The organism is Sphingomonas aerolata (genome assembly GCF_023935825.1).
In the GTDB taxonomy this organism is placed as follows: Bacteria; Pseudomonadota; Alphaproteobacteria; order Sphingomonadales; family Sphingomonadaceae; genus Sphingomonas; species Sphingomonas aerolata.
Map to the genome: position 1 here is coordinate 3,578,108 of NZ_CP098762.1, position 26,739 is coordinate 3,604,846.

Sequence of the window (26,739 nt, forward strand, 5' to 3'; positions counted from 1 at the left end):
GTCAGTTATCGTCACGGTTCGTCAGCAGGGCGACGCTGCCCCCATATTCGGGCGTCCCGGTCAGGACACCGCGAAACCCGGTCAGCTGCGGCCCGACGCGGATCCCGCCGCTGTCGATCCGGAACTCGCGCAAGGTCCCCTCATGCGGACCCATACGGCGTTTCAGGAACGACATCACCCGCCGGATCGCGCCATCCGCCTCGAAGAAGCGCAGCAGCATCACCGAATCCGCCAGATAGGTCAGGTCGACCGGCGACTGCATCGTCCCGATCATCCCGGTCTGCGTCAGCACCAGCAGCCCCAGCACGCCCTGCTGGTTCAGATAGGTCACGACCTCGTGCATCTGCAGCAGCATGTGCTGCTCCTCGGGCATGGCGAGCTGATAGCCCGACAGCGAATCGAGCACGACCACCGTCGCGCCGACCCGCTCGACCTGGTCGCGGATGATCCCGGTCAGCTCGCCCGGCGACAATTCGCCCGGATCGACCTGGCGGAAACACAGCCGCCCCGCCGCGACATGGTCGCTCAGGTCGAGGTCCATCCCCGCCGCGCGGCGCATGAACACGCGCTCGGTCTCGTCGAAGCTGACGAACAGCGCCTTTTCCCCGCGTTCGAGCGCGGCGAAGACATATTGCAGCGACAGCGTCGTCTTGCCCGATCCCGACGGCCCGATGATCAGCGTCGTCGTCCCGTAATCCAGCCCGCCGCCCGACAGCGTGTCGAGCTCTTCGATCCCGCTCGACGCCAGCCGGTCGACGAAACCCGTATCGGGATGCGCGACCGCGGTCAGCCGCGGAAAGATCTGCAGCCCGCCGCGCCGGATCACGAAATCATGAAAGCCGCCGCGAAACGCGCGCGCACGCATCTTGTAGACGCGCAGCCGCCGCCGCTCGGATCCATAGGGCAGCGCGATCTGTTCGAGCCGGACGACGCCGTGCGCCAGGCTGTGCAGGCTGAGATCGTCCTCGGTCTGCGTCAGGTCGTCGAGGAACAAGGCGGTGCAGCCGCGCTGCGCGAAATAATGCTTGAGCGCGAGCAGCTGCCGGCGGAACCGCAGCGGCCCCTGCGCGAGCAGGCGGATCTCGGACAGGCTGTCGAACACGATCCGCGTCGGCTCGACCTTGCTGACCGCCTCCATCACCATGTTGACCGTCTCGCCGAGTTCGAGATCGGAGGAATAGACGATCGACTGTTCGCGATCGACGTCGAGGCTGAGCTCGGGCGGCACCAGTTCGAAGATGTCGACCCCGGTCATGTCCCAGCCATGCGTCTTGGCGACATGGAGCAGCTCGTCGCGGCTTTCCGACAGCGTGATGTACAGGCACCGCTCGCCCGCATCGCGCCCGGCGAGCAGGAACTGCAGCCCGAGCGTGGTCTTGCCCGACCCCGGCTCACCCTCGATCAGGTGGACGCGGTTATACGCATAGCCGCCGTCGAGGATGTAGTTCAGCGGGTCGAGGCCGGTCGATACGACGCTCCCGTCGGAGGGTGATGACGGTTCTTGACGCACGCGACATTTCTCCAGGCCAGTCCGGGCGCCGCGCCGGACCATGTCCGGTTCAAGAGCCCCCGCCCAACAACCCCCCGGCAACGCACAAGTTTCCGCTGCGGAATTTTTGCAAAAGTCACCGCGGTCCGGCCGCGTCGGCGGGGGGGGGGCGGGCTCTAGGACTGGGGGGCCTTAAGCCCCCGCCCCCGTCCGGCGCACCACGCGTTCGAGGATCGCGAGCGGCATCGCCCCCTTCAGCAGCACCGCATGGAAGCCCTTCGGCGTATATCCCGGCCGCGCCTTCGCCTCGTCGCGCAGGCGGGTCCACACCGTGTGGCCGATCTTGTAGCTGCACGCCTGACCGGGCCACACGGTGTAGCGGTCGATCTCGCCCTGGCTGCGACCCCGCGCGATCCCGGTCGTCGCGATCAGGTAATCGGTCGCCTTTTCGCGGCTCCAGCGTTTCGCGTGCATCCCGCTGTCGACCACCAGCCGCGTCGCGCGGAACAGCAGCGACTGGAGATAGCCGACCTGCCCCAGCGGATCGCCCTCATACATCCCCATCTCGTCGGCGAGCTGTTCGGCATAGAGCGCCCAGCCCTCCGAATAGCCGCTGAAGAACCCGCGCCGGCGGATCAGCGGGATCTGCTCGCTTTCGAGCGCGAGGCTGACCTGGAGATGATGCCCCGGCACCGCCTCGTGATGCGTCAGCGTGGCGAGCCCGAATTTCGGCCGGTCGAACGTGTCGCGCAGGTTGATATAGTAGATCGCCGGTCGCGACCCGTCGAGCGAGGCGTTCTGGTAATAGCCCCCCGGTGCGCCGGCCTGGATCGTCGGCGGCACGCGGCGCACCTCGACCGGCGCCTTGGGCAGGCTGGCGAACGCCTCGGGCAGCCGCGCCTGCATCGCGACGATCTGCCGGTTGAGATGCGCGAGCAGCGCGTCACGGCCCGCATCGGTGTTGGGATAAAGCTGGTCGGGCCGCTTGTTGAGCGCCACCAGCCGCTCGCCGACGGTCCCTTGCGTCATCCCCTGCGTCTTCAAAATGCCGTCGATCCGCGCGCCGATCTCGGCGACCTGCGCAAGGCCGAGCCGGTGGATCTCGTCCCCGCTCATCGCCACCGTCGTCGCGGCTTCCGCCGCCGCGGCATAATAGGCGTCGCCATCGGGCAGCCGCCAGCACCCCGCATCGTGCACCGCCTTGGCACGCAACTCCGCGACCAGCGCACGCTGCCGTTCGAGCGCGGGGCGGACGTCGCGCTCGACGATCGCGGTCGCGCGCGCGACGCGGTCGTCGGGCAGCCCCGCGGCCTTCAGCTTGGTGGCGAAGCTCGTCACCATCACGCTCTGCGCCGCCGCGCCCTCCATCGCGCTGCCCAGCTGTTTCAGCGTCGTGTCGAGGATATAGTCGGGCGCGAACACGCCGCGCGCCGCGTCGCTGCGCTGCTGCTCGCTGCTGTCGTCGATCGCCTTGGGCAGCGCGGACAGTCGCTGCAGATACGCATCCGCCTCGCCCGCATCGCGCACCCGCGTCTGCGATTCGAGGAAATCGGGCACGTCGCGATACGGCCCGGTCAGCTGGCTCAGCACATAGGGCGCGAACCGCCCGAGGCTGCTGCCATAGGTGAACCGCTTCGCGCCCGCGACCGCGCGCGTCAGCTGATAGGTCACGATCTCGTGATCGAGCGCGGCGTCGCTCGACAGCCCGCTCGTCCCGAACGCGCGCAGCTCGGCGAGTTCCTTGGTCGCCTGCGCCAGCTCGCGCGCACGTCCCGCCGCCGACTGGTCGTCGAGCCGCGCCTTCAGCCCGCTGCGCGTTCCCGTGTCGAGCCCCAGCCGCGTCGCCTGTTCGGGCGAATCGTCGAGCCGCGCATAGAAGAACCGGTCGAGCATCGTGCGCAGCGCCGCATCGCGCGATCCCGCCGCGGCGGCCCCCTTCAGCGGGACCGCGCCGATGACGGACGCGGCAGCGGCACTCGTTAGAAACCGACGACGATGCATGGACTACTCCCCTGATTCGGGGAGGGGTGTAGCATCCGGGCGGTCTCGATCCACCCCGGGCCCCATGCTATCTGGGACTTACGCTCTCAGACCGGCGAGACGCCGTCCGCATTCACCAGGTCGTCGCCGACCAGCGTGCCGACCAGCCGCACGCGCTTCTCGACCAGGTCGACCGGCGTGCGGTGGAGCTCGAGCTCATAGCGCCCGCCCATGTCGCGGCGCAGATAGAACGCACCGCCGTCACGGATCAGCGTCCCCGTCTCGTCGATCTTGGTTCCGATGGTCGTCATGGCGCGCGGCCTCCTGCCAGCGGCGATACCGCAGGTGACGCGCGACGCAACCCCCGGCGGCGTCGGCCCGTCGGCAGAAGTGTCCCACGTGCCCAAGGGATACGGCAAGGGATACGACAGGCGGTCTGCACCGTTATACCCGCACGCGCGTCCTGCCGACGCGATCCTGGAACATCATGGCCCTCACCCCCCGTCTCTCCGGCAAGCTGGCGGCGCGCGCGCATCATTCGCCCGCCGCCGCCGGTTTCCTCCACCGCCTCGCACCGTTCTTCGCCGCCGATCAGGTCGTTGGCGGGCCGTTGCTCATCGCCACGATCGTCGCCTTGGTCTGCACCAACCTGCCGATCGCGCATGATTACCAGACGATGTGGGACAGCACGCTCGAAATCCGGCTCGGCAGCTTCCGCGCCGCGCACCCGCTCGCCGACTGGGTGAACGAGGCGCTGCTGCCGCTGTTTTTCCTGATCATCGGCGCGGAGGTGAAGCGCGAATTCACCAAGGGCGCGCTGTCGACCGTGCGCACCGCGATGTTCCCGCTTGCCGGCGCGATCGGCGGGATCCTCGTTCCCGTCGCGGTCTATCTCGCCTTCAACTACGGCACAGAAGCCGCGAGCGGCTGGGGCACCGTCATCACCTCGGACACCGCGTTCGCGCTGGCGATCATCGGCATGTTCGCGACCCGCCTGCCCGCGTCGATCCGCGCGGTGCTGCTGGCGTTCGCGGCGATCGACGATGTCGGCGGGCTGCTCGTCATCGCGGTCGCCTATACCGGCACTTTGGTCCTGCCGATGCTCGTCGTCGCGGCGGTCGCCTATGTCGCGATCTTCGTGCTGCTGCGGCTGAAGCTCGTCTCGCCCATCCCCTATGTGCTGCTCGGGCTGATCGTCTGGGCGGGCGTCTATGCGTCTGGCATCCATGCGACGATAGCCGGCGTGATGCTGGGGCTGTTGTCGCCGACCCAGTCGCGGCTGTCCGAACGCCGCTTCGCCGAGCGCGTCCAGGCCCCGATCGACCGCTTCAAGCAGGCGGTCGACGAGGCGGAGTCGGGCGACCCCGAGGAAAACGAGGAAATCCAGCGCAAGGCGCAGCAACAGCTCGGCTATATCCAGGAAATGACCGAGGCGACCGACGAACCCGCCGAACGCCTCGTCCAGATGCTCAACCCCTGGGTGTCCTATGTCGTCCTGCCGCTGTTCGCGCTGTCGGCGGTGCGGATCCACTTCTCGTCCGACCTGCTCGCCGACGCCGCGGGATCGCTGCTCGGCATCGGCGTGTTCGCCGGGCTCGCATTCGGCAAGCCGCTCGGCTTCGTCACCGCGACGTGGCTGGCGGTCAAGGCGGGCGCCGCCGAGCTGCCCGACGCGGTCACCTGGCGGATGGTGCTCGCGATCGGCGCGCTGTCGGGGATCGGCTTCACCATCTCGCTGTTCATCGCCAATCTCGCCTTTCCCGATGCGCAGCGGACGGAAATGGCGTCGCTGGCGGTGCTCGCCGCGTCGCTCGCCTCGGGTGCGCTCGGCTATCTCCTGCTCCGCACCGCCGCGGCGCGGACCGAGGCCGGCTGACCACGGAACCTCCGCCGCCCACCGGGCGCTTCCATCTGGATCCCGCATGATGGAGGTATGACGATGACCGAAGCCTATTGGGGCGACACGACGCCGCCCGACATCGACTGGCGGATGAGCGCCGCGCTCGAAAACGTACCCCGCGGCGACACCGACGTCGCCGAGGTGACCAGCCTCGAGACCGCGGTCCGCACTTGGACCACGCTCGATCCCGAGCATCAGCGCGCTGCGACGCTGACGCCCGAGCATGCGCTCCAGGTCGGGCCCGAGGGCGCGGTCCAGCACTTCAGCGGCGATGCGATCGCAGCACTCGCCGCGCTGCTCCCGACCGCCGGTCGCGCGGCCCCGGTCGACGACGATCCCGAAGCCGCCTGATCGCGTCGTTTCGTGGCCCGGACAGCGCCTGTCCGGCCCCGAAACCCGCGGAATTCCGCGGCCCGGCGGGGGTCTCGACCACCCGACCGCCTCCCGACGCCCGATCCCCTATCTGGTGTCGGAACACCCCCGACCACACCATCCCTAGGTGCAAGTCGGATAATTCGCGGCTCTTATCGAAATAAGTGCATAGCGATATCCGGCCCGATCATGTAGATAAATGGCGTCACGCAGCGCCGCCCATCGGCGACGCCGGGCCCAGCTAGGACGGAGACGACATGCGCAGCAAATCGCACTCTGCCGCCGGGCGAACACCGGCCGACGCCACCCCGATTCGGGTGGCTGGTGCAGCAGCGCGCAGCCGTGCACGCACGACGCGAAAAGGGCGCCCCGGATCGCTCCGGAACGCCCCTGTCGTGCACTCGGCGCGCCCCCTCCGCTCGGGAGAGGGCGCCGCGCGGTTACTCGCTCTCTTCGAACGTCAGCGCGTTTGCGCCGGTCGCGCTCAGGCGGACCTTGTCACCCTCGATCTCGGCGACGAGGCCGAGCGAGATGTAGTGATGCTTGGCGCCCTGCCCGTCCTGCGACTGCGGCGAATCATTCTTGGTCAGCTTGATGCGGTCGCCGTCGACATGATCGACGGTACCGACATGAACGCCGTCCGCGCCGATGACTTCAGCGTGTTCCTTGATCTGGGTTGCGTCGACCATTTTGCGTCTCCTGTGGTGGGTCCGGGTGCAGAACGCGCGTCGCGGGCATTGGTCGCATGACCTATGGCAGCGCCATCATGTTTGTCGTCGCGGCCCTGCTCGGGATCATCGGCGTCGCGATGCTGTTGCGGCTGCGCAGCCCCGACGTCAGCGACAAGCAGGTCTATGCCTTCCGGATGATCGGCATCATGCTCACCTCGGGCGCGATCGTGCTCGCGCTGTCGGCGGGCGCGATGTGGCAATGGACGCTCGAATCGTGAACACGCTCGTCCTGATCCTCGCGGTCGTCGGCATCTGCGCGGCGAACATGATCCTCGGCCGTCACTGGAGCCGGCTCGACCATAATCCCTGGTCGGGCGACTTTCGCGGCGAGACCTTCTGGGGTCCGACCCCCGGCTGGAACCCCGGCGCGCTCGACATCGGCAAGATCCGCCAGCGCGGCCGCGTGCTGATGATCGCCGCACCGATCGCGTCGCTGCTGTTCCTCGTCGTCGTCATCACCAGTTCAAGCCGTTTCTAGCTTCACCAGTTTCCTCAATTTCCCAAATTTGTCCCGGAGTATCCCATGTCCCTCCTCGAAGCCCGCAAGCAGTACAAGCCGTTCGAATACCCCTGGGCGTTCGAATTCTGGAAGCGCCAGCAGCAGCTCCACTGGCTGCCCGAGGAAGTGCCCTTGGGCGAGGATTGCCGCGACTGGGCGCAGAAGCTCAGCGATCACGAGCGCAACCTGCTGACGCAGATCTTCCGCTTCTTCACCCAGGCGGACGTCGAGGTGCAGGATTGCTACCACGAGAAGTACGGCCGCGTGTTCAAGCCGACCGAGATCAAGATGATGCTGGCCGCGTTCAGCAACATGGAGACGGTGCACATCGCCGCCTACAGCCATCTGCTCGACACCATCGGCATGCCCGAGAGCGAATATGGCGCCTTCCTCGAATATGCCGAGCTGAAGGACAAGCATGACTATATGCAGAGCTTCGGCGTCGACAATGACGAGGATATCGCGCGCACGCTCGCGATGTTCGGCGGCTTCACCGAGGGTGTCCAGCTCTTCGCCTCGTTCGCGATGCTGATGAACTTCCCGCGCTTCAACAAGATGAAGGGCATGGGCCAGATCGTCACCTGGTCGATCCGCGACGAGTCCCTGCACTGCGAGGGCATCATCAAGATGTTCCACACCTTCTGTGCGGAGCGTCAGTGCCTCACCAAGGCGGTCAAGGACGACATCGCCGATGTCTGCCAGACGACGATCCGCCTCGAGGACAATTTCATCGATCTCGCCTTCGAGATGGGTCCGGTCAACGGCATGACCCCCAAGGAGATCAAGAAGTACATCCGCTTCATCGCCGACTGGCGCATGACTCAGCTCGGCCTGAAGCCGATCTACATGATCGACGAGCACCCGCTGCCCTGGCTCGCCCCGATGCTCAACGGCGTCGAGCACGCCAACTTCTTCGAACAGCGCGCCACCGAATATTCGAAGGCCGCGACCAAGGGCCAGTGGAACGACGTCTGGGACAGCTTCGACAAGCGCCAGACCGCCAAGAAGGGCCCCGCCGCCAACGAGGACCTCGCCGACGGCGGCGACATGTTCTCGCTGGCTGGTGTTGCGGCTGAATAGGAGTGTAGAATATGGTGGCGGTATTTCGACTCCCTGCAAGCATTCAGCCTGATGACGACGGACAGGGGACGCTCGCGTTAGGCAACAATGACGGTAGCCGTGTAGACCCATTGGGAATGGGGGTGCTAAGTGATGGCACCCCGTTTCTTACCCAACGCGGGCTATCGGTACTTTGCGGGGTCGAAAACGCCCATATTGGAACGATAAGCAGTCAATGGCGGGAGCCGCTTTCTAAACCTCGCATTAACAAGATTCGCGACATTCTTCTTAGGAATGGTCATGAATTAAGCGATGCTCATGTAGAGGTAAAAGTAGGCGGGCGCACCGTTTATGCATATCGTGAAGAAATTTCGCTGGCAGTTATCGAGTACTACGCGTTCGATGCTGGTCAGTTTTGCCAGGAAGAAGCGAGAGATAATTTTCGGATACTTGCTCGCAAAGGCTTCCGCGATGCAATCTATGAGTCAGTTGGATACCAACCAACACGAGACATCAACGATCAATGGCGGCCATTCCACGACCGCATATCCTTGAGCTATCAAAGCGCTCCAGACGGGTTCTTCAGCATCTTTCGAGAAAGCGTGGATATAACTGTTACGCTCGGCGAAAATGGCATTTTCTCAAATGAGTCGATAATCCCGGACATTAGCATAGGGCAATGCTGGAGCCGCTATTGGACCGATAACAAACTTGAATCACGATTCGGCGTGAGACTTGAATATAAGCACTATTACCCGGGTTACTTTCCCCAATCTGTTTCGAATCCGCAAACCCCTTGGTGCTATCCCGAGTCTGCGCTTGGCGATTTTAAGAAATGGCTGAGAGAGGAATATATCCGCGGGGGAAAGTTCCGAGCATATCTCGGCGGCCAAATACAGAAAAAACAGATAAGCGGATCTGCCGCACAGCGAGCGCTAGAGGCATACAAACTGCCGACATTGGTAAAAAACCACTAAGTCAGCTGCGAATCTCCGCTTAAAATGATCGTCGGTCCCAACTCAATGATTAATCCCGTACGGGCCGCAGCCGAGTCGAACGCAGATACATAGCTGATGATCGCCTCGAGATTGGCGACGGCGTCGTCCGTCCAGACGATCCTCAACTACTCGCCGACACGCGGTCGGGGGAGCGGCGCCGCCGAGCCCAGGGATGACAGCCAGCGCCTGACCGCGTCGTGGCTGATCAATCGCCCGTCCCGCACATCGGCGTCCGCCCGCGCATTGGCCTCAGCCTCGGCGGCGGACTCCGGCGTGTCGAACGGGACGGTCTCGTGCGTCATGCACCGGATCGTACAGGATCCGCGTTCCGACGACGAGAGCCCCCCTCAGCACCAGGGCGACCGCTTCCCCCCGCCATAACGCCGCGCCAGCCCCTCGCGGACCAGCGTGTCGCCCAGCGACCGCCCGTCGCGCTGCACCAGCCGCAGTTTCCGCCCATATTTGTCGACGTCGCGCTTGATCCGCGTCAGCGTGAACGGCCCGGCATTGAGCAGCGCCTGCATCCGCAGCGTCGCGCGCTGGCCCGCGCGTGCCTCGGCCTTGCAGCGCGGCGGGTGCGTTTCGGGGGTGTCGATATCGGCGATGCGGATCTTGGTGCGGTTCATCCAGAAGGTGTCGCCGTCGACCATGCAGTTGACCCGCTTCGCCCGGCCGCAGATCGTGAAGCGCGCCGATACCGCCTTCCCCGCCCCCACCGCGCCGGCCCCAGCGCCAGACCCGGCCCCAGCCCCAGACCCGGCCCCGACGATCAGCCCGCCCGCCGCGCCCGCCGCCGCAGCGGCGGCGGTCGCGGCCGCGCTGCCCAGGCCTGCGGCGGAGGGCGCGACGTCGGCGGCGGTGTCGCGCAGCCGCCCCCAGCCGCCCGGCACGTGGAGCTGCCCCGCGGGCCAGGTCACGCCGAACCCGGTCGGCCATTCGACCTTCAGACCCGGCGGGACGAGCGGCGACCAGTCGATCTTGCGCAGCGTCGGCACCATCAGCCCGATCAGCACGCCGTAGAACACCAAGCGGAGCTGGAGCGCGAGACCCGGACCGCTCCGACGCCGGGCGCCACCCGTCCCGCGATTGCCGCTCAGCAACCGCATAAAATCAAACACATACTCCATCGCCTTTCGCGCCTACGCGGCCACGAGTCGATGTCACTCGCCCGTCGACTCACATGCGGCGAAGCGAGTCGGAAATGCGCCAGAACGCATCGGGAACATCAGGAGGACGTCATGGCACCGCCCGACGCCTCTCCACGCGGCCCGGCCGATCCGCGCCGGACACAAAAAAGGGCGGGGTGCGATCGCTCGCACCCCGCCCGATTTCACGTGTCCAAGCGCAAGGCTCAGAAGTGCGTGACGATACCCAGCATCGGGCGGAAGCTCTGGGCGTCGCCGAAGGTGTTGACCTCGGCGCGGATGCGGAAGCCTGCGTTGCCGGTGATGCCCTTCAGGCCGATGCTCTGCGGACCGACTTCGGCGCCGATGCCGTAGGTGATCGCGCTATAGTCGCGGTTCGTGTTGGGAACCGTGTTCGACAGGCCCGAGAAATGGTCGAAGTTGACCCACTGGTAGCCGACCTTGCCGTAGATCAGGCCGCTGTCGCCAGCGCGAAGACCGAAACGGCCTGCTGCGCCATACTGCCAGTCGATGTTGCCATCGATGCCCTTGATCACGTTACCTTCTGCGCCGACGAAGACCGGGCCCAGCGGAACGTTGACGCCCAGGACGCCCTGAACGAGCGAACCCGAGGGCTTGTAGCCGCGACGCAGCGTGCCGTTGGCGTTCAGCGCCTGCGGGATGCCGTGGCCGGCTTCGTTGTCGAACTGCTCCCAACCGCCCATGACGCCGAAATACGGCTCGATCCCGAAGGCCTTCGAGCCGTCCGGTGCAGCGGCTTCGCCGGGCGCTGCGCTGTTGTCGGTGGGGGCAGGAGCCGACATGTCCTGCGCGAACGCCGGAGCGGCGAGGGCGGCTGCTGCGATGGCGACTGCGATGGAAAGCTTACGCATATTCGAATGACCTTCTTGTTTCGTTCTGGGTCCCGCCGCCCCGGACAACCCGTGGCGCGTGACACTCAGGCCCTCCAAACAGGTCGATGACGAAAATGTTGCACCGCCGTGCGTCGATTTCGGGAACAATCGCCGGCTGTGGCAAGATGGCAACGGTTTCTGACGGTCGGATGAACGAACATGGGCGAAACGGCGGCCATCATGGCGGCTTCGTGGCTTTTCCCGGGCGGCGGCAAGACGCTACGGATAGCCGGGTTTCAGCGGCTTAGCGGCGTCCGGGCGCGCTGGTGGCGGGCGCGCGCGGCGGCGGGATCACCGGGTCGACCGAGGTGGATTCGATCCGCCAGAGATGTGCCTCGGCACTCGCGGTCTCGATCCCGTCATTGACGCGGTGCAGCAGAACCATGCCGTCATCGGCAAAGCGCGTCCCGTCGCTCAGCGTCCCCGTCACGCGCACCGGGACCGAGATGTGCAGCTGGCCCGCGCCTGCATCGACGCTGCCCGGCGCCGCGATGTTCGCGTCATAACGCGCATAGCGCGCAAAGCGGTTCGCAAACCCCGCCCGGTCGAGCGTCGAGGATTCGCCATCGCGACACCAGAGCGCCCGCGCCCCGGCAAAATCATGCGCCGCGATCCGCTGGTAATAGCGTCGCACTACCGCCGCCGCCGCCTCGGGCAACGTCTCGGGCGCGGCGGCCGCAATCTTGGTGGTGCCGACGGGATGCCGGCCGGGGCGGCTGTCCGCCGCATAGCGTGCGATATTCTGCTGCGCGCGCGCCGCCGCCCCGGTGACGTCGAGCTGCTGCTGCTTTGGGTCCGAGCAGCCGCCAAGGCCGCATCCCAGGAGGATCGGCATCACGCCGCCGGTTGCGATCACGATACGCACGCGCGCCTCCTACATCGAAGCGGGACGCGCGCGCGGGGATCGCTGCCGCACGCGCGTCGGGGGATCGCAGGGATCAGGGCTTCAGCGCGACGTCGTCGGCATCGTCCAGCTCGTCATCGTCGATGCTGCCATCGTCGAGCTCGTCCTGGACGTCGTCCTCGTCGATATCGTCCTCGTCCATCGTCACGGTCGAATCGGTCTGGCCGACCGCTTCCGAATCCATGTCGATGTCGTCGATCGGCTCGTCCTCGTCGTCGTCCGTGCCCAGATCGGGGCTCAGATCGGTGACGATCGCGCCGTCGACCGGGCCGCTGCGTGTCGCCTCGAGGATCTCGGCGCGCTGGCTCTCGTCATAGCCGTCCTCGTCATACCCGTCGTCGCCCGTGCCCATGCCGGGAACCTGATGTCCGCCCATGCTATCGCTCCTGCTCAGGCCGCGTCGTGCGGTCTCGCGTCAAGGAACGGCGGGCACGCATGCCCGGTTCCGTCACTCCGCCGGTTTGACGACGATCGCAGGCCGGAACAGGCGGCCCCGTTCCGTCAGCGCGACGACTGCCAGCGCCGCGAGCCCCGCGAGCAGGAAGCCGAGCACCAGCGGCACCGTCGTCCCGTCGAACGCCTGGCCGATCACCGCGCCGATCACCGCGCCCGCGGTGACGCTGACGAACCCCTGCACGCTCGACGCGGTGCCGGCGATCCGCCCCATATTCTCCATCGCCATCGCCGAGAAATTCGACGTCGCCAGCCCGAAACAGCCGAGCGTCAGCGCCTGGAACACCGCAAAGCTGGTGAGCGACTCCCAGTTCGCCTCGATCGCGCCCAGATGCACCAGCGACACCAGGATCAGCCCCGACAGCGCGCAGTGGCTGATCAGTCGCGTGCCGAGCTTCATCACGATCCGCGAATTCATCAGATTGGCCGCCGCCATCGTCACCGAGGTGACCGCGAAGATCAGCGCGAGCAGGTCGGGCTTTGCGAAAACGTCCGCCATGATCTGCTGGATCGAGTTGAGATACCCGTAGAGCGATCCCATCAGCGCGGTCGCCGCCAGCGTATAGCCGAGCGACAGCCGGTCGCCGAGCGTCTGCCGCCAGTCCGACAGGATCCGCGCCGGCGTGATCGGCAGGACGTTCTCGGGCGCCAGCGTCTCGGGCATCCGGACCCAGAACCAGGCGAGCACGACCAGCGTCAGGCCTGCGATCACCCAGAAGATCGCACGCCAGTCGCCGAACTGCAGCACGCTCCAGCCAAAGGTCGGCGCCAGGATCGGCACGATCATGAACACCATGAAAGCGATCGACATCACCCGCGCCATCGCCCGCCCGTGATAACAGTCGCGCACCAGCGCGATCGTCGCGACCCGCGCCGCCGCGATCACCGCACCCCCTGCGACCCGCGCGATCAGCAGCAATGTGAAGCTTCCCGCCAGCGCGCAGGCGACATTGGCGAGCGCGTACAGCCCCAGCGACCAGAGCAGCACCGTGCGGCGCCCGAACCGGTCGGCGAGCGGCCCGTGGACGAGCTGCGCGACGCCGAAGCCGATGACGAACGCGGTCACGATATATTGCCGGCTGTTCTCGCTCGCGATCCCCAGCGACTCGCCGATCGCGGGCAGCGCGGGCAGCATCGAATCGATCCCCAGCGCGGTCAGCGACATTAGGGCTGCGACCAGCGCCACGAACTCGACAAAGCCGATCGGCGCGCCGCGCATCGCGGGCGCGTCGGATACTGGGGTTTCTGCGGTCATGATGCGGCGCCCTACCGCGTTATCGCTACCTACGAAACCCGCTATTCACCCCGCCACGCGCACGAATCCCACGCGCCCAATCCCCCGGGAGGCCACGCCCCCAATCCCCCCCACAGCAACGCCCCCCAATCCCCCGGCAGCAACGCCCCCAACCTCCCGACAGCAACGCCCCCCAACCGTCATCCCCGCGAAGGCGGGGATTCATACCGGCAACCCTCACGACTCCATCACCGACGTCCGAACATCTGGATCCCCGCCTCCGCGGGCATGACGAAACCAAGTGCCCCATCCCAAGGCCCGTCATCCCCGCCTCCCCGGGGATGACGGCAAGAGAGGTGCCGGAATCGCTCCGCCACCACGCGAAATCCCGCCAGGCAATTGGCACCGCCCCCCCGCGTCGCTATATCGGCGCTCCCCTATCCGGACATCCTTCCATGCTCGACAGCCCCGCCGCCCAGGTTCCCACACTCAGCCTCGCCGATCAGGCGCGCGACCCCGATGGCTTTGCTGCCGCGCTCGGCAACTCGTTCGAACGCTTCGGTTTTGCGATCGTCGCCGATCACGGCATCCCGACCGAGCTGATCGACCAGGCCTGGGCTGAGACCAAGGCGCTGTTCGAGCTGCCCGAGGACGAGAAACGCGGCTATTTCGCCCCCGGCGGCGGCGGCGCGCGCGGCTACACCCCGTTCAAGACCGAGATCGCCAAGGACGCCAAGGTCGTCGACCTCAAGGAATTCTGGCATGTCGGCCGCGAGCTCCCCGCCGGCCACCGCTACGAGGCGCAGATGTCGCCGAACGTCTGGCCGACCCGTCCCGAGGGCTTCAAGCCGGTCTTCCTCGACCTATTCAAGGCGTTCGACACCGCGGGCGACAAATTGCTCTCCGCGATCGCGCGCCACCTGAAGCTCGCGCCCGACTGGTTCGACCCCGCGGTCAAGGACGGCAACAGCGTCCTGCGCCTGCTCCACTACCCGCCGATCCCCGCCGATGCCGAGGGCGTCCGCGCCGGCGCGCATGAGGACATCAACCTCATCACCCTGCTGCTCGGTGCGGAAGAGGCGGGCCTCGAACTGCTCGACCGCGCCAACGGCCGCTGGCTGTCGATCAAGCCGCCCGAGGGCGCGATGGTCGTCAATGTCGGAGACATGCTCCAGCGGCTGACCAACCACGTCCTGCCCTCGACCACGCACCGCGTCGTCAACCCGCCCCCCGAACGCCGCGGCCATTCGCGCTACTCGATGCCCTTCTTTCTGCATCCCGCGCCGGATTTCCTAATTCAGACGCTGCCGGCGACGGTCACCGCGGAAAACCCCAACCGCTACCCCACCCCGATCACCGCGCACGACTATCTCTACGAACGCCTGGTAGAGATCGGCCTGATCAAGAAGTAACCGCCCCCGCGCGCTACCACCCCGGCGAAGGCCGGGGCCCAGTTGGGGAACGGCAATAACCGCGGACACCGCTCCGTTACGCCGACCTCTCCACCTGGACCCCGGCCTCCGCCGGGGAGGGGCAACAGGGTGGCGCGCCCGCTCCCCCGGATCAGTCCGGCGGAGCGCACGCCCCAACCTCAACCGAACCCGTTCGCCAGAAACCGCTCCGCCACCGCGCAGTGCACCGCGATCCCGTGCGCCATCACCCGCTCGTCGATCGTCATCTTCGTATTGTGCAGCGGCGGATTGGTCCGCGGGTCGCTCCCCTCGGGCGCCGCGCCGATGAACGCCATCGCCCCCGGCAGCTTCTGCAGCACGTAGGAGAAATCCTCCGCCCCCATCATCGGCGGCATCACCTGATACGCGCCCTCGCCGCCGATCGTGGTCGCCACCGCCTTGATCAGATCGGTCGCGCGCGGATCGTTCACGGTGACCGGATAGCCCTGCTCGATCGTCGGCGTCCCGACCGCGCCGTGCGCCGCGGCGATCCCCTCGACCATCCGCACGAACGCCGCGCGCAGCTGTTCGCGTGTCCGCTCGGACAAGGTCCGCATCGTCCCCAGCATCTCGACGCTCGACGGGATGACGTTGTGCGCCGACCCCGCATTCAGCTTGGTGATCGACAGCACCGCCGGATCGGTCACCGCCACCTGTCGCGCGACATAGGTCTGCAGCGCGGTGACGATCTCGCACGCGATCGGCAGCGGATCGAGGCAGTCGTGCGGCATCGCCGCATGCCCGCCGCGCCCGGTGATCGTCGCGCGCAGCGTGTCGGTCGACGCCATCAGCGTCCCCGACCGGCTGACGACATGCCCCATCGGCATGTTGGGCGAGATATGCAGCGCGAACCCCGCCTCGGGCAATGGCGCGTCGAGCAGCCCGTCGGCGATCATGTGCCGCGCACCGTGATGCCCCTCCTCGCCCGGCTGGAACATGAACACGACCGTCCCCGGCAGATCGTCCCGCCGCGCGCACAGCGCCTTGGCCGCGCCGACCAGCATCGCGGTATGCGAATCATGCCCGCACGCATGCATCGCCCCGTCGATCTTCGATGCGAACGGCAGCCCGGTCTCCTCCTGCATCGGCAACGCATCCATGTCGCCGCGCAGCAGCACGGTCCGCCCATTACCCCCCGCGGTACCACCGCCCCGCCCGCCACGCAGGATCGCGACGAACCCGGTCGTGGACGTCCCCTCGCGAATTTCCAGCGGCAGCCCGGCCAGCGCCGCCTTCACCTTGTCCGAGGTGCGCGGACAGTGCAGCCCCACCTCGGGATCCGCATGGATCGCGCGCCGCAACTCGATCGCCGCATCGAGGCTTTCCTCACCGATCGCGGCCCAGTCGGTGGTGGATTCGAAATCGAGCGACATGATCGGGTACCTTTGCAAGACGTGGTGCACCGGCTCGGCCAACGCCCGGCCCGTGCCGATGCCGCCCTATACCACAGCACCCCACCCCCTCCACCACCCCGGCAAAGACCGGGGGAGGTGCAAGCGAGATCGGACCCGCCAGCCCCCACACCGCCCACCACCCCGGCGAAGGCCGGGGCCCAGTTGGGGAACGCCAGTGATGCAGGACAGCGCCCCGTTACCGCGACCTCCCCAACTGGGCCCCGGCCTCCGCCGGGGTGGTATGCGCGAGATCACACGCCCCCGCTTCCCTTGTGTCCCCGCGAAGGCGGGGACCCAGTCTGGGCACCCGCCGTCGCGGGTGACCATGGAGAAGGACACGCCAGTCCACCAAATAGTGCCCCCACCCCGGCGAAGGCCGGGGCCCAGTTGGGGGACGCCAGTGATGCAGGACAGCGCTCCGTTACTCCAACCTCCCCAACTGGGCCCCGGCCTCCGCCGGGGTGGTATGCGCGGAAGCAGGAGCGTCCGCCCCACCCCCATCACCCCCGAAACAACCCCCCCAGCACCCCGCGCAGCACGCTCCCCACAAGCCCACCCCCCGACGCCCCGCCGCGCGACCGGCTCCGGCTGGTCGTCCCGAACACCTGTTTCCCGATCTCGTTCGCCACCTGCCGCCCGATCGACGAGCTCGCCGCGCGCGTCGCGGACGACGCCATCTTCGCCCAGGGCGAATCCGCCGCCTCGCGCTCGGCCGCGCGCTCCACCCGCTCCGCCTCACGCTCCGCCGCCCGCGCCTCGCGCGCCGCCTTCGCGTCGAGCTTTGCCTGCGCCACCGCCGCCTTCTCCGCCGCGGTCGTCGCCTTCGCCTCGGCCGCCGCCGCGCTCGCCGCCTCGGTCTTCGCCGCGAGCAGTTCCTCCGCCGACTCGCGATCCACCAGCGTGTCGTATTTCGCCCCGATCGCATCGGTCTCGATCATCACCGCGCGCTCGGCGGGCGTGATCGGCGCGACCCGCGACACCGGCGGCTTGATCAGCGTGCGCGCGACCGGCGTCGGCGACCCGTCCGCCTGCAACAGCGACACCAGCGCCTCCCCCACCTTCAGCTCGGTGATCGCGGTCGCGACATCGACCCCCGGATTCGCCCGGAACGTCTCCGCCGCGGAGCGCACCGCCGCCTGGTCGCGCGGCGTGAACGCGCGCAGCGCATGCTGCACCCGGTTGCCGAGCTGCCCGGCGATCGTCTCGGGAATGTCGATCGGGTTCTGCGTGATGAAATACACGCCCACGCCCTTCGACCGGATCAGCCGCACGACCTGCGCGATCGTGTCGAGCAGCGCCTTGGGTGCGGCATCGAACAGCAGATGCGCCTCGTCGAAGAAGAAGCACAGCACCGGCTTGTCGGGATCGCCGATCTCGGGAAGCTGCTCGAACAGTTCGCTCATCAGCCACAACAGGAACGTCGAATAGAGCTTGGGGCTCGCCATCAGCTTGTCCGCGGCGAGGATGTTGACCAAACCCCGCCCGCGATCGTCGACGCCGATAAAGTCACGCAATTCGAGCGCGGGCTCGCCGAAGAAATGCTCCGCGCCCTGGCTGCGCAACTGGAGCAGCGCCCGCTGGATCGCACCGATCGACTGTTTCGACACGTTGCCATAGGTCGTCGTCAGCTCGTCCGCCCGCCCCGCGCATTCGCTCAGCATCGCCTGCAGATCGTCGAGATCGATCAGCAACAGCCCTTCGGTATCCGCGACATGGAAGGCGATCGTCAGCACCCCCTCCTGCACCTCATTGAGATCCAGCAGCCGCGCGAGCAGCACCGGCCCCATCTCGCTGATCGTCGTGCGGATCGGATGCCCCTGCTCGCCGAACAGGTCCCAGAATTGCACCGGCGTGTCGGCATAGGCCCAGCCGTCATCGCCGATCGCGCTCGCACGCTCGGCAAAGATCGCATGCGTCTTCGCGGTCGGCGACCCCGCCATGGCGAGCCCCGACAGGTCGCCCTTCACGTCGGCGACGAAGCACGGCACGCCGTTCGCCGAAAATCCCTCGATGATCCCCTGCACGGTCACGGTCTTGCCCGTCCCCGTCGCGCCCGCGATCAGCCCGTGCCGGTTCGCGCGTCTGAGCTCGAGCGTCTGCCGCGTACCGTCCGCGCTCGCGCCGATGAAGATGCCGTCGCCCATGCTGCTATGTCCTCGCTGTCGATCCCGATCCTAACCCCGCGCCCCGCAAAGAAAAAGGACCGCCGCTCGGGTGAGCGACGGTCCTTCGGGACACGCGAGTGTCGGGTGGATTACTTGATCTTGACCGGCAGGAACTGCGCCGGCCCGCGCCCGCGCTTGACCTGCAACAGCACCTGCGGACGCCCGGCGGCCTTGGCCGTCGTGACCGCGCCCTGCAGCTCGGTTGCGCTGCGCACCGGCGTACCGTTGACCGAGATGATCACGTCGCCGCGCTTGAGCTTGCCGAACGCATCGCTCGTCTGCGCGACGGCCGCGATCACCACGCCCTGCGTGCCCGCCTCGACGCCGACCGCCTGCGCGATCGCCGGGGTCAGCGGCTGGACGCCGATCCCGAGCGCCGCACCCGCGGTGGGTGCCGCGCCGGTCGCGGCATCATCGTCATCGCCGTCGTCGGTGCCAAAGCCCTGCGCGTCGCCGCCCAGCGTCGCCGCCAGCTTGTCCGCGCTCGGCCGCGGTACCACGACCACGTTCGCGCTCGTCGGCTTACCGTTGCGCAGGATGTCGAGCCGCGCGGTCTGGCCGGGCTTCACGTTCGACACGAGATAGGACAGCGACTGGTCGACCGTGACCACCTGGCCGTTGACCTTGGTTACCACGTCGCCCGCGCGCACCCCGGCGCGCGCCGCGGGCCCGCCCGCGGTGACGTCGTTGATCAGCTCGCCCTGGTTCTTGGCGATGCCGAGCGCCGCTGCGGTATCCTCGTCGATCGTACCGCCACGGCCCAGCGTCACGCCGATATAGCCGCGCTCGATCGTGCCACCCTTCATGAAGGTCGCGATGATCGGCTTGGCGGTCGCCGCGGGGATTGCGAAACCGATGCCGATATTGCCGCCCGACTGGCTGAAGATCTGCGAATTCACGCCGATCACATTGCCGTTCAGGTCGAACATCGGCCCGCCCGAATTGCCCTGGTTGATCGACGCGTCGGTCTGGATGAAGCGGTCATACGCGCCGCCCTGTCCGGTGACGCGGTTGATCGCCGAGATGATCCCCGCGGTCACCGTGCCGCCCAGCCCGAACGGCTCGCCGATTGCGACGACCCAGTCGCCGACGCGCGCGCCGTTCGAATCGCCGAACTTGACGAAGGGCAGGTTGGGCGCGTCGATCTTCAGCAACGCCAGGTCCGATTCCTGGTCCTTGCCGATGACCTTGGCGACATATTCCTTCTTGTTGCTCAGCGTCACCGTGATCGAATCGACCGTCGCGCCCTGCGCGCCCGGCGAGATCACGTGATTGTTGGTAACGACATAGCCGTCCGCCGAGATCAGGAAGCCCGAACCGAGCGACGCGCCCTCGCGCTTGACCGGCGGGCCACCCTGCGGACCGCCGCCCATGCCGCCGAACAGCTCGCCGAACGGCGTGCCCGCGAACGGGTTGGCCTGCTGCTTCTGGACGATCGTCTGCTTTGTCGAGATGTTCACGACCGCGGGCTGGAGCCGCGCGACCATGTCGGCAAAGCTCATCGGCGCGCCGGGCTTGGGCACGACCGCCTGGATCGCACCGGGTTCGTTCTGGGCGACCTGGCCGGTCCCCGAAGCGGTGCCGGGCTGGAGCGCGAGCGTCGCGGTCGCGCCGCCGAGCAGTAGAGCGCTGGTAATGGCGTAGGCGTAACGCACTGGATATTGTCCTCTCGTTTCATCGTCCGAAACCGGGGTTTCATCGCCGATTACGGCTGAACGACGCTTGAATATGAACGGGTGTTCAGAGCAAGCTCACGGGCTTTAACGCCCGCGGCCCTCGAATTCCCGCAGATAGCTGTTGTTCGGCGAAAGAATTATCGACGTCGATCCTTCCGGTGCCGGACCGCCATCTGCCCCGAACGTGTGCCGGTAGGACTGCATAGCCCGGTAGAAGTCGTAGAAGTCGGCATCCTTGCCAAAGCTCTCGGCATAGATCTTCGCCGAATCGGCATCCGCCTGCGCACGGACGATCTGCGCCTGCTTCTGGCCCTCGGCGCGGATCGTGATCGCCTCCTGCTGGCGTGCGCTCGACATGCGCTTGAGCGCGCTTTCGAGCGGCAGGCCGACAGGCAGGTTCGCCTGCTTGATCCGCACGTCGACGATCTCGACGCCATACTGGCTCGCCACGCGCTGCAACCCGGTCTGGATATTGTCCATCAGCTCGGACCGCTCGGGGCTGAGCAGCTCGACGAAGCGCCGCTTGCCCAGCTCGTTGCGCAGCGCCGAGCCCAGGATCGGGCGCAGCTGGTCGGGGATGCGTTCCTCGCTGCCGACCGCGTTGCGCATCTTGCGCGGGTCGACGACGCGGTAGCGCGCATAGGCATCGACCTCGAGCCGCAGCTGGTCGGTCGACAGCACCAGCGTGTTGTCGAGCTCGATGTCCTGCACGCGCTTGTCGATCCACACGATGCGGTCGATGAACGGCACGCGCGCGATCAGCCCCGCGCCGGTCTGGCCGAAGGGCTGGCCGGGCGCATAGGCGTTGACTGTCCGGATCGGCTGGCCGAACCGCAGGATCACCGCCTGCTGCGTTTCCGGCACGATCGCAAAGCTCGCCGCGGCAAGGATCACGAGCACCAGCGCGATCGCGCCCGCGACCAGCGGGTTACGCCAGGTCAGGCCGTTCACTGGGCGGCTCCCGGCTGGGCGGCGGCGGCGGCCGGCGCGGGCGTCGCCGGCTGGGCGGCGCGCGGCGCGACCTCCGGATCGGCGAGCCGCTTGCCGTTGCGCAACGGCAGATAGGGGACGACGCCGCCCGGGGTCTCGACGATCGTCTTGTCGCTCTTGGCCAATACCGCTTCCATGGTCTCGTAATACATCCGTCGACGCGTCACCTCGGGGGCGAGGCGATATTGCTCATAGACCTTGTCGAACGATGCGGCCTCGCCTTGTGCGCGCGCCACGACCTGCTGCGCATAGGAGCGCGACTGGTTGAGGTTGGCGATCGCTTCCTGCTGCGCCGCGGTCACCGCGTTGAAGTCCTCGACGATCTGCGCGGGCGCGGCGGCCTGCTTGATCGCGACGCCCTGGATGCGGACGCCCGACTTATAGTCGTTGAGGATCTGCTGGGTCAGCTCGGCGACGCGCTGCTCGATCACCGTGCGGCCCGTGCCGATCGCCTGCTCCAGCGTCGTCGTCGCGACCACCGCGCGCATCGCGCTCTCGGCCGCGGCGCGTACCGTGGTGTTCGGCTCGGCGAGCTGGAACACGTAATCGCGCGGATCGGCGATGTCCCAGCGCACCGAATAGGCCAGATCGATGATGTTCTGGTCGCCGGTCAGTGTCAGATTCTCGCCGTCGCCGACGGGGAAATTGTCGGTGCGGATATTCTGCACGTCGACCACCTCGACGCTCGCGATCGGCGCGGGCGGGGTCAGGCGGATGCCCGGATCGAGCGTGCCGGCATATTTGCCGAAATAGGTCACCACGCCGCGCTGCTGCGGCCCGATCTGGTGGAACGAGGTGAACAGCAGCCACAGCACCACGATCACCGCGACCGCGATTGCCCACAGCGCGCGCGCATTGGCGCCCGTCGGCAGGCCGCCGAACCCGCCGCCGCTGCTGCCGCCGCCGCCACCGCCGCCCGAGACCCGCGCCTTTTTCAGGAATTCGTCGAGCGCGCTCGGCTTGCCGGTCGGCTTGCGACCGCCGGGGGGCAGCGCCCAGGGATTGCGGGGGCCGCCGCCCTCGCCGGCATTGTCGTCACCCGAGCCGCCCCAGGGACCCTTTGGCGTTTCGACGGCGAGAATGGGGGGACGCCGGAGCCAGCGCGTAAAGATCGTCATCCAACCTTTATAGGTGTGCCATCGCGGAAAAACAGTGCCAAGCGCCCGCCACGGGCCTATCTGGCGGCGATGATCGACATTGAAGCGGTAAAGGCGGCGATTGCCGCAGTGGCGGGCGCGCGCGCCACGGTGCGACTCGAAGGAACGCGGCTCGGCGTGGTGGTCGATGCGACCGGCCTCGACCCGAAGGCGCGCGACGCGCTCGAGGCGACGGTGAAGATGGCCGCGACGACGCCGGGCGTCGGCGAGGTGCGCGTGGTCATGACCGCCGAACGCACCACCCGCCGGCTGATCGCGGTCGCCAGCGGCAAGGGCGGGGTCGGCAAGTCGACGCTGTCCGCCAACCTCGCCATCGCGCTGTCCAGGGCCGGGCGCCGCGTCGGCCTCGTCGACGCGGACATCTACGGCCCGTCGCAGCCGCGGCTGATGGGGGTCGAGGGCACCCGCCCGACCGCCAAGGACAAGGTGCTCGACCCGGTCCCCACCCCCTACGGCGTCCCCCTCCTGTCGATGGGCCAGCTCGTCGATCCCGGTCGCGCGCTCGCCTGGCGCGGACCGATGGCGGCGGGCGCGCTCGGCCAGCTGGTCGAGGCGGACTGGGGCGCGACCGACACGCTCGTGCTCGACCTTCCCCCCGGCACCGGCGACGTCCAGCTGACGATGGTCCAGAAATACCGTCCCGCAGGCGCGATCATCGTCTCGACCCCGCAGGATCTCGCGCTGATCGACGCCCGCCGCGCGATCGACCTGTTCGAGAAAGCCGGTATCCCGATCATCGGGCTGGTCGAGAACATGGCGGGCTATGTCTGCCCGCATTGCGGCGAGAGTTCGGATCCGTTCGGCAACGGCGGCGCCGAGGCGGCGGCGCGTGAGCTCGGCATCGCGTTCCTTGGCCGCGTCCCGCTGACGCTGTCGATCCGCACCGCCTCCGATGCGGGAACGCCCCCCGCGGCCGAGCCCGACGACGTGATCTTCGCCGCCCTCGCCGCTCAGGTCGTCGCATGGATTGGAAAAATGTGAAACGTTTTGGGGCCCGCGCCGTTGTGCTGTTACCGGTCGTGCCTGGCGCGTAGAGCTACGACACGAGCGGACCAGGATTCCAGCCACCCGACCGGTCTATGTACAGACCCGGACGGGTGCTCCACGAAGAGGACGCCGAGATGCCTCTTACCGCCGATTCCGATATCAAGACACTGCTAGAAAACGCGCGCACGATCGCGCTGGTCGGCGCCTCCGACCGCCCCGACCGCCCCTCCTACGGCGTGATGGCGCGGATGCAGGCGCATGGCTACCGCGTCATCCCGGTCAATCCGCAGATCACCGGCGAGCACATCCACGGCGAATTCGTCTTCCGCGAACTTGCCCAGCTCGGCGACCAAATCGACATCGTCGACATCTTCCGCAATTCCGCCGCCGCCGGCGAGGCCGTCGACCAGGCGATCGCAATCGGTGCCAAGGCGGTCTGGCTCCAGCTCGGCGTGATCAACGAGGCTGCCGCCGCCCGCGCCGAAGCCGCCGGGCTTCAGGTCGTCATGGACCGCTGCCCCGCGATCGAGATCCCCCGACTCGGCGTCGCCAGGATAGATCGGGATCCGACCGACTGACGCTTGCCGCTCGCCTGCGCGTGCGTCACCCTCGCGACGAGCTTCGTATCGGCCCATCGCGTATCAGGGACAGGTCATGTTCGCTTTGCTTCTGGTTCTCGCTCAGGATCCGCTGCTCGCCAAGGCCAGCGAGCGACTCGCCGCCGAACCCCGCTGCGTCGTCGATCCCGCCTCGACCGACATCACCGTCTGCGGCCTGCGCCAGGCGGATCGGTTCCGCGTGCCGTTCGTCGTCCACGACCCCGGCGATCCGCGCCACGAAAGCCTCGCCGCGGAACGCGTCCGGCTGCTCAACGCGCGCACCCCGGTCCAGGACATGGGCCCGTTCCAGGTCGGCGGCGGCATGGCCGGCGTGTCGGTCGGCGTCGGCGCGGCGGGCGTCACCGCCGGCGGCCTCCGCAAACCCGCACCCTGACCCCCGCGCCATCACGCCCCCGCCATCAGCCCCCCGCCATCTGGACAGTGGCAAGACGCCCCGATCGGGTCCATGCTCGGGCGACGCTCATGATCACCGCAAACCGTTGAGGCGCCGTCGATGATTCTCGTCACACTGCTCGCGCTCGCACAGGCCGGCGCCATACCTGCGGCTCAGCCTGCCGCCACATCGACCTCGTCGGCTCCGACCGAAAAGAGCTGGTCGATCCTCAATCCCCCCGACTGCCCGGTGGTGAAGGAGGGCGACAAGACGATTACCGTCTGCGCGCCCGGCACCCAATCGGGCCCGCGCCTCCCGCTCCCCGACTGGGGCCCGCCCGACCGCCCCGTCGCCTCCAACCCGAACATGACCGCGATCCGCGCGCTGTCGCTCGAGGGAACGCCCTGCGCCGCGACCCAGAGCGGCTGCCAGTCCGGCTTCGGCCCGCCAATCGCCCCGCTCGTCGCCGGCGCCGTCGCGCTCGCCAAAAGCGCCTTCGCCAAGAAACCCGACAAGACCGGCCGCATCGCCATCGACCTGTCCGACCCCGCACCCCCGGCCCCCGCGCGGCCGTAACCCACCCCGTCATTCTGACGAAAGCCAGGACCCAGGGCCAAGCAGCGCAGCGCCCCGCAACTCTGGATCCTGGGTCAAGCCCAGGATGACGAGAGGAGGCAGCCGCCGTCCCCACACACCCCCGTCATCCTGACGAAAGTCAGGATCCAGAGCCAAGCAGCACACCGCCCCGCAACCCTGGATCCTGGGTCAAGCCCAGGATGACGGAAGGGAGGGGCCGTCATCCCCACCCAACCCCGTCATCCTGACGAAAGTCAGGATCCAGAGCCACACAGCGCAGCCATCCGCCACACTGGATCCTGACCTTCGTCAGGATGACGGCAAAACGTGGCACACCCGCATGCCCACCCCAAAAATCACCCCAAAATATGCATCCACAACGGCTGCCCCACCAGACTCTGCGACCCCCGCAATTTCTCCAGCGCCTGCGCGACAGACCGTTCCGGCCCCTCATGCGTCACGATCGCGACCAGCACGCTGCCGTCCGCCATCGCGCCGCGCTGGATCAGGCTCTCGATCGAGACGCCCGCGTCGCGCATCGCCGCGGCGATCTCGGCCAGCACGCCGACCCGGTCCGCGACCGTGAAGCGCAGATAGGCGCGCCCGCGCCGCTCGCCGCTGTCCGCGGTCGCCGCCGCGACCAGCGACGCCGCCGGCATCGCATAGGGCGGCCCATATTCGCCGCGCGCGATGTCGATCAGGTCCGCGACCACCGCGCTCGCGGTCGGCCCGTCGCCCGCGCCGGCGCCCTGGAACAGCAACCGCCCGACGAAATTGCCCTCCGCTACCACGGCATTGAGCGACCCCGTGACATGCGCGAGCGGATGGTCGACCGGCACCAGATGCGCATGCACGCGCTGGAACAGCCCGTCCGGCCCGTCCTCCGCCAGCCCGAGCAGCCGCACGCGGTAGCCGAGCGCCGCCGCCTCGGCGATGTCCGCGCCCAGCAGGTGCCGGATGCCGCTCGCCGCGACTGCGTCGAACGCCGGCCGCGTCCCGAACGCGATCGAGGCGAGGATCGACAGCTTGTGCGCCGCATCCACCCCGTCGATGTCGAAGCTCGGATCCGCCTCGGCAAAGCCCAGCGCCTGCGCCTCGGCGAGGATCTCGGCGAAATCGCGCCCCTCCGCCTCCATCTTGCTCAGGATGAAATTGCACGTCCCGTTGAGGATGCCGTAGACGCGCCCGATCGCGTTGGCGGCGGCGCCCTCGCGCAGCCCCTTGATGACCGGGATCCCGCCCGCGACCGCCGCCTCGAACTTCAGCGCGACGCGCGCCGCCTCCGCCGCGGTCGCCAGCTCATAGCCGTGATGCGCGAGCATCGCCTTGTTCGCTGTCACGAACGACTTGCCCGCGGCGAGCGTCGAGCGCGCGAGCGTCAGCGCGGGGCCGTCCGATCCGCCGATCAGCTCGACGACGACATCGACGTCCGCCTGCTGCGCCAGCGCGGTCGTGTCGTCGACCCAGGCGAACCGCGTCAGATCGACGCCGCGATCCTTGTAGCGATCGCGTGCCGACACCGCGACGACCTCGATCGCGCGGCCGGCCCGTCGGGCGATCAGCTCGCGGTTCGCGTCGAGCAGCCGGATGACGCCGCCCCCCACGGTTCCCAGGCCCGCCAGTCCCACGCGCAACGCTTCGCTCATCGTCTTCCTTTCGCCAAACCCGCGCGAAGACCTAGGGTCCGACGGCC

General features: G+C 67.8%; 27 protein-coding genes. 11 read left to right on the forward strand and 16 right to left on the reverse strand.

Going from position 1 to position 26,739, the window contains the following annotated elements; translation table 11 throughout:
• Position 1 precedes the first annotated feature (1 nt).
• From NEF64_RS16375 to NEF64_RS16385, 3 genes are all read right to left on the reverse strand, one after another.
• Positions 2-1,510: an ATPase domain-containing protein gene (locus NEF64_RS16375; protein WP_056409284.1), complete on the reverse strand. Its 1,509-nt coding sequence runs from the start codon at positions 1,508-1,510 to the stop codon at positions 2-4.
• Positions 1,511-1,681: 171 nt separating this feature from the next.
• Entirely contained in the window at positions 1,682-3,490 is a 1,809-nt protein-coding gene (locus NEF64_RS16380) for a DUF885 domain-containing protein (protein WP_252574146.1), read from the reverse strand.
• A gap of 86 nt (positions 3,491-3,576) precedes the next feature.
• The gene (locus NEF64_RS16385) at positions 3,577-3,780 is read right to left on the reverse strand and encodes a DUF5818 domain-containing protein (RefSeq protein ID WP_031440577.1); all 204 of its coding nucleotides are present in this window, start codon (positions 3,778-3,780) and stop codon (positions 3,577-3,579) included.
• Between the two features lie 176 nt (positions 3,781-3,956).
• Between NEF64_RS16385 and nhaA the strand changes: the two genes are divergently transcribed.
• Positions 3,957-5,345 (forward strand): Na+/H+ antiporter NhaA, encoded by a 1,389-nt coding sequence (gene nhaA, locus NEF64_RS16390; RefSeq protein WP_056409092.1) that lies wholly within the window; start codon positions 3,957-3,959, stop codon positions 5,343-5,345.
• A 63-nt stretch (positions 5,346-5,408) separates the two neighbouring features.
• A complete protein-coding gene (locus NEF64_RS16395; protein ID WP_252574157.1) occupies positions 5,409-5,720 on the forward strand; it encodes a hypothetical protein in 312 nt (103 codons plus the stop codon).
• 461 nt (positions 5,721-6,181) lie between these two features.
• On the opposite strand, the gene NEF64_RS16400 is transcribed toward NEF64_RS16395, so the two are convergent.
• Complete coding sequence (locus tag NEF64_RS16400; RefSeq protein ID WP_031396615.1) at positions 6,182-6,430, reverse strand: DUF2171 domain-containing protein; 249 nt, start codon at positions 6,428-6,430, stop codon at positions 6,182-6,184.
• 56 nt (positions 6,431-6,486) lie between these two features.
• On the opposite strand from NEF64_RS16400, the gene NEF64_RS16405 reads away from it, so the two are divergent.
• The 4 genes from NEF64_RS16405 to NEF64_RS16420 are packed head-to-tail and all read left to right on the forward strand — an operon-like array spanning position 6,487 to position 9,007.
• The gene (locus NEF64_RS16405) at positions 6,487-6,690 is read left to right on the forward strand and encodes a hypothetical protein (RefSeq protein WP_031396614.1); all 204 of its coding nucleotides are present in this window, start codon (positions 6,487-6,489) and stop codon (positions 6,688-6,690) included.
• A complete protein-coding gene (locus tag NEF64_RS16410; RefSeq protein WP_031396613.1) occupies positions 6,687-6,950 on the forward strand; it encodes a hypothetical protein in 264 nt (87 codons plus the stop codon). Before NEF64_RS16405 ends, NEF64_RS16410 begins: the two co-directional genes overlap by 4 nt.
• Before the next feature lie 45 nt (positions 6,951-6,995).
• The gene (locus NEF64_RS16415) at positions 6,996-8,051 is read left to right on the forward strand and encodes a ribonucleotide-diphosphate reductase subunit beta (protein ID WP_056409090.1); all 1,056 of its coding nucleotides are present in this window, start codon (positions 6,996-6,998) and stop codon (positions 8,049-8,051) included.
• A gap of 11 nt (positions 8,052-8,062) precedes the next feature.
• Positions 8,063-9,007, forward strand: a complete 945-nt coding sequence (locus NEF64_RS16420) for a BstA C-terminal domain-containing protein (RefSeq protein WP_252574160.1) — start codon at positions 8,063-8,065, stop codon at positions 9,005-9,007.
• A 146-nt stretch (positions 9,008-9,153) separates the two neighbouring features.
• On the opposite strand, the gene NEF64_RS16425 is transcribed toward NEF64_RS16420, so the two are convergent.
• The 6 genes from NEF64_RS16425 to NEF64_RS16450 form a co-directional block, all read right to left on the reverse strand.
• Positions 9,154-9,330: a CopG family transcriptional regulator gene (locus tag NEF64_RS16425; protein ID WP_156360471.1), complete on the reverse strand. Its 177-nt coding sequence runs from the start codon at positions 9,328-9,330 to the stop codon at positions 9,154-9,156.
• A 45-nt stretch (positions 9,331-9,375) separates the two neighbouring features.
• Positions 9,376-10,146: a thermonuclease family protein gene (locus NEF64_RS16430; RefSeq protein ID WP_235516510.1), complete on the reverse strand. Its 771-nt coding sequence runs from the start codon at positions 10,144-10,146 to the stop codon at positions 9,376-9,378.
• A 233-nt stretch (positions 10,147-10,379) separates the two neighbouring features.
• A complete protein-coding gene (locus tag NEF64_RS16435; protein ID WP_056409088.1) occupies positions 10,380-11,045 on the reverse strand; it encodes a hypothetical protein in 666 nt (221 codons plus the stop codon).
• Between the two features lie 265 nt (positions 11,046-11,310).
• On the reverse strand, positions 11,311-11,931 hold the full coding sequence (locus tag NEF64_RS16440) for a nuclear transport factor 2 family protein (protein WP_056409086.1): 621 nt from the start codon (positions 11,929-11,931) through the stop codon (positions 11,311-11,313).
• 73 nt (positions 11,932-12,004) lie between these two features.
• A complete protein-coding gene (locus NEF64_RS16445) occupies positions 12,005-12,346 on the reverse strand; it encodes a hypothetical protein (protein WP_037530490.1) in 342 nt (113 codons plus the stop codon).
• Positions 12,347-12,418: 72 nt separating this feature from the next.
• On the reverse strand, positions 12,419-13,678 hold the full coding sequence (locus NEF64_RS16450) for a multidrug effflux MFS transporter (protein ID WP_056409084.1): 1,260 nt from the start codon (positions 13,676-13,678) through the stop codon (positions 12,419-12,421).
• 434 nt (positions 13,679-14,112) lie between these two features.
• Here NEF64_RS16450 and NEF64_RS16455 point away from each other — a divergent pair, with 434 nt between their 5' ends.
• A complete protein-coding gene (locus tag NEF64_RS16455) occupies positions 14,113-15,069 on the forward strand; it encodes an isopenicillin N synthase family dioxygenase (RefSeq protein WP_056409082.1) in 957 nt (318 codons plus the stop codon).
• A 179-nt stretch (positions 15,070-15,248) separates the two neighbouring features.
• Here NEF64_RS16455 and NEF64_RS16460 read toward each other — a convergent pair whose 3' ends face one another.
• The 5 genes from NEF64_RS16460 to hflK form a co-directional block, all read right to left on the reverse strand.
• Positions 15,249-16,481, reverse strand: coding sequence for a M20 metallopeptidase family protein (locus tag NEF64_RS16460; RefSeq protein WP_056409080.1), 1,233 nt, complete (start codon positions 16,479-16,481; stop codon positions 15,249-15,251).
• A gap of 521 nt (positions 16,482-17,002) precedes the next feature.
• Positions 17,003-18,646, reverse strand: a complete 1,644-nt coding sequence (locus NEF64_RS16465; protein ID WP_056409078.1) for a helicase HerA-like domain-containing protein — start codon at positions 18,644-18,646, stop codon at positions 17,003-17,005.
• Positions 18,647-18,756: 110 nt separating this feature from the next.
• Positions 18,757-20,322, reverse strand: a complete 1,566-nt coding sequence (locus NEF64_RS16470) for a Do family serine endopeptidase (protein WP_031439387.1) — start codon at positions 20,320-20,322, stop codon at positions 18,757-18,759.
• A gap of 105 nt (positions 20,323-20,427) precedes the next feature.
• Positions 20,428-21,294, reverse strand: coding sequence for a protease modulator HflC (gene hflC / locus NEF64_RS16475; RefSeq protein WP_056409075.1), 867 nt, complete (start codon positions 21,292-21,294; stop codon positions 20,428-20,430).
• On the reverse strand, positions 21,291-22,451 hold the full coding sequence (hflK, locus tag NEF64_RS16480; protein ID WP_056409072.1) for a protease modulator HflK: 1,161 nt from the start codon (positions 22,449-22,451) through the stop codon (positions 21,291-21,293). The genes hflC and hflK overlap by 4 nt, the downstream gene beginning before the upstream one ends.
• 69 nt (positions 22,452-22,520) lie before the next feature.
• Between hflK and NEF64_RS16485 the strand changes: the two genes are divergently transcribed.
• From NEF64_RS16485 to NEF64_RS16500, 4 genes are all read left to right on the forward strand, one after another.
• Entirely contained in the window at positions 22,521-23,471 is a 951-nt protein-coding gene (locus NEF64_RS16485) for an Mrp/NBP35 family ATP-binding protein (protein ID WP_056409070.1), read from the forward strand.
• 140 nt (positions 23,472-23,611) lie between these two features.
• Positions 23,612-24,055: a CoA-binding protein gene (locus NEF64_RS16490; RefSeq protein WP_056409281.1), complete on the forward strand. Its 444-nt coding sequence runs from the start codon at positions 23,612-23,614 to the stop codon at positions 24,053-24,055.
• A gap of 76 nt (positions 24,056-24,131) precedes the next feature.
• Positions 24,132-24,470, forward strand: coding sequence for a hypothetical protein (locus NEF64_RS16495; RefSeq protein WP_056409069.1), 339 nt, complete (start codon positions 24,132-24,134; stop codon positions 24,468-24,470).
• A 120-nt stretch (positions 24,471-24,590) separates the two neighbouring features.
• Positions 24,591-25,046, forward strand: a complete 456-nt coding sequence (locus tag NEF64_RS16500) for a hypothetical protein (RefSeq protein ID WP_056409067.1) — start codon at positions 24,591-24,593, stop codon at positions 25,044-25,046.
• A gap of 356 nt (positions 25,047-25,402) precedes the next feature.
• Here the strand turns inward: NEF64_RS16500 and NEF64_RS16505 are convergent, their stop codons facing one another.
• Positions 25,403-26,692, reverse strand: coding sequence for a homoserine dehydrogenase (locus NEF64_RS16505; RefSeq protein ID WP_056409065.1), 1,290 nt, complete (start codon positions 26,690-26,692; stop codon positions 25,403-25,405).
• Positions 26,693-26,739: the final 47 nt, after the last annotated feature.

What these genes read in the sequence shown, in the direction of transcription:
- NEF64_RS16380 (WP_252574146.1), bottom strand. Translation starts at nt 3,490, where the DNA reads ATGCATCGTCGTCGGTTTCTAACGAGTGCCGCTGCCGCGTCCGTCATC.
- NEF64_RS16385 (WP_031440577.1), bottom strand. Translation starts at nt 3,780, where the DNA reads ATGACGACCATCGGAACCAAGATCGACGAGACGGGGACGCTGATCCGT.
- nhaA (WP_056409092.1), top strand. Translation starts at nt 3,957, where the DNA reads ATGGCCCTCACCCCCCGTCTCTCCGGCAAGCTGGCGGCGCGCGCGCAT.
- NEF64_RS16395 (WP_252574157.1), top strand. Translation starts at nt 5,409, where the DNA reads ATGACCGAAGCCTATTGGGGCGACACGACGCCGCCCGACATCGACTGG.
- NEF64_RS16400 (WP_031396615.1), bottom strand. Translation starts at nt 6,430, where the DNA reads ATGGTCGACGCAACCCAGATCAAGGAACACGCTGAAGTCATCGGCGCG.
- NEF64_RS16405 (WP_031396614.1), top strand. Translation starts at nt 6,487, where the DNA reads ATGACCTATGGCAGCGCCATCATGTTTGTCGTCGCGGCCCTGCTCGGG.
- NEF64_RS16415 (WP_056409090.1), top strand. Translation starts at nt 6,996, where the DNA reads ATGTCCCTCCTCGAAGCCCGCAAGCAGTACAAGCCGTTCGAATACCCC.
- NEF64_RS16420 (WP_252574160.1), top strand. Translation starts at nt 8,063, where the DNA reads ATGGTGGCGGTATTTCGACTCCCTGCAAGCATTCAGCCTGATGACGAC.
- NEF64_RS16425 (WP_156360471.1), bottom strand. Translation starts at nt 9,330, where the DNA reads ATGACGCACGAGACCGTCCCGTTCGACACGCCGGAGTCCGCCGCCGAG.
- NEF64_RS16435 (WP_056409088.1), bottom strand. Translation starts at nt 11,045, where the DNA reads ATGCGTAAGCTTTCCATCGCAGTCGCCATCGCAGCAGCCGCCCTCGCC.
- NEF64_RS16445 (WP_037530490.1), bottom strand. Translation starts at nt 12,346, where the DNA reads ATGGGCGGACATCAGGTTCCCGGCATGGGCACGGGCGACGACGGGTAT.
- NEF64_RS16450 (WP_056409084.1), bottom strand. Translation starts at nt 13,678, where the DNA reads ATGACCGCAGAAACCCCAGTATCCGACGCGCCCGCGATGCGCGGCGCG.
- NEF64_RS16455 (WP_056409082.1), top strand. Translation starts at nt 14,113, where the DNA reads ATGCTCGACAGCCCCGCCGCCCAGGTTCCCACACTCAGCCTCGCCGAT.
- NEF64_RS16460 (WP_056409080.1), bottom strand. Translation starts at nt 16,481, where the DNA reads ATGTCGCTCGATTTCGAATCCACCACCGACTGGGCCGCGATCGGTGAG.
- NEF64_RS16465 (WP_056409078.1), bottom strand. Translation starts at nt 18,646, where the DNA reads ATGGGCGACGGCATCTTCATCGGCGCGAGCGCGGACGGTACGCGGCAG.
- hflK (WP_056409072.1), bottom strand. Translation starts at nt 22,451, where the DNA reads ATGACGATCTTTACGCGCTGGCTCCGGCGTCCCCCCATTCTCGCCGTC.
- NEF64_RS16485 (WP_056409070.1), top strand. Translation starts at nt 22,521, where the DNA reads ATGATCGACATTGAAGCGGTAAAGGCGGCGATTGCCGCAGTGGCGGGC.
- NEF64_RS16490 (WP_056409281.1), top strand. Translation starts at nt 23,612, where the DNA reads ATGCCTCTTACCGCCGATTCCGATATCAAGACACTGCTAGAAAACGCG.
- NEF64_RS16495 (WP_056409069.1), top strand. Translation starts at nt 24,132, where the DNA reads ATGTTCGCTTTGCTTCTGGTTCTCGCTCAGGATCCGCTGCTCGCCAAG.
- NEF64_RS16500 (WP_056409067.1), top strand. Translation starts at nt 24,591, where the DNA reads ATGATTCTCGTCACACTGCTCGCGCTCGCACAGGCCGGCGCCATACCT.
- NEF64_RS16505 (WP_056409065.1), bottom strand. Translation starts at nt 26,692, where the DNA reads ATGAGCGAAGCGTTGCGCGTGGGACTGGCGGGCCTGGGAACCGTGGGG.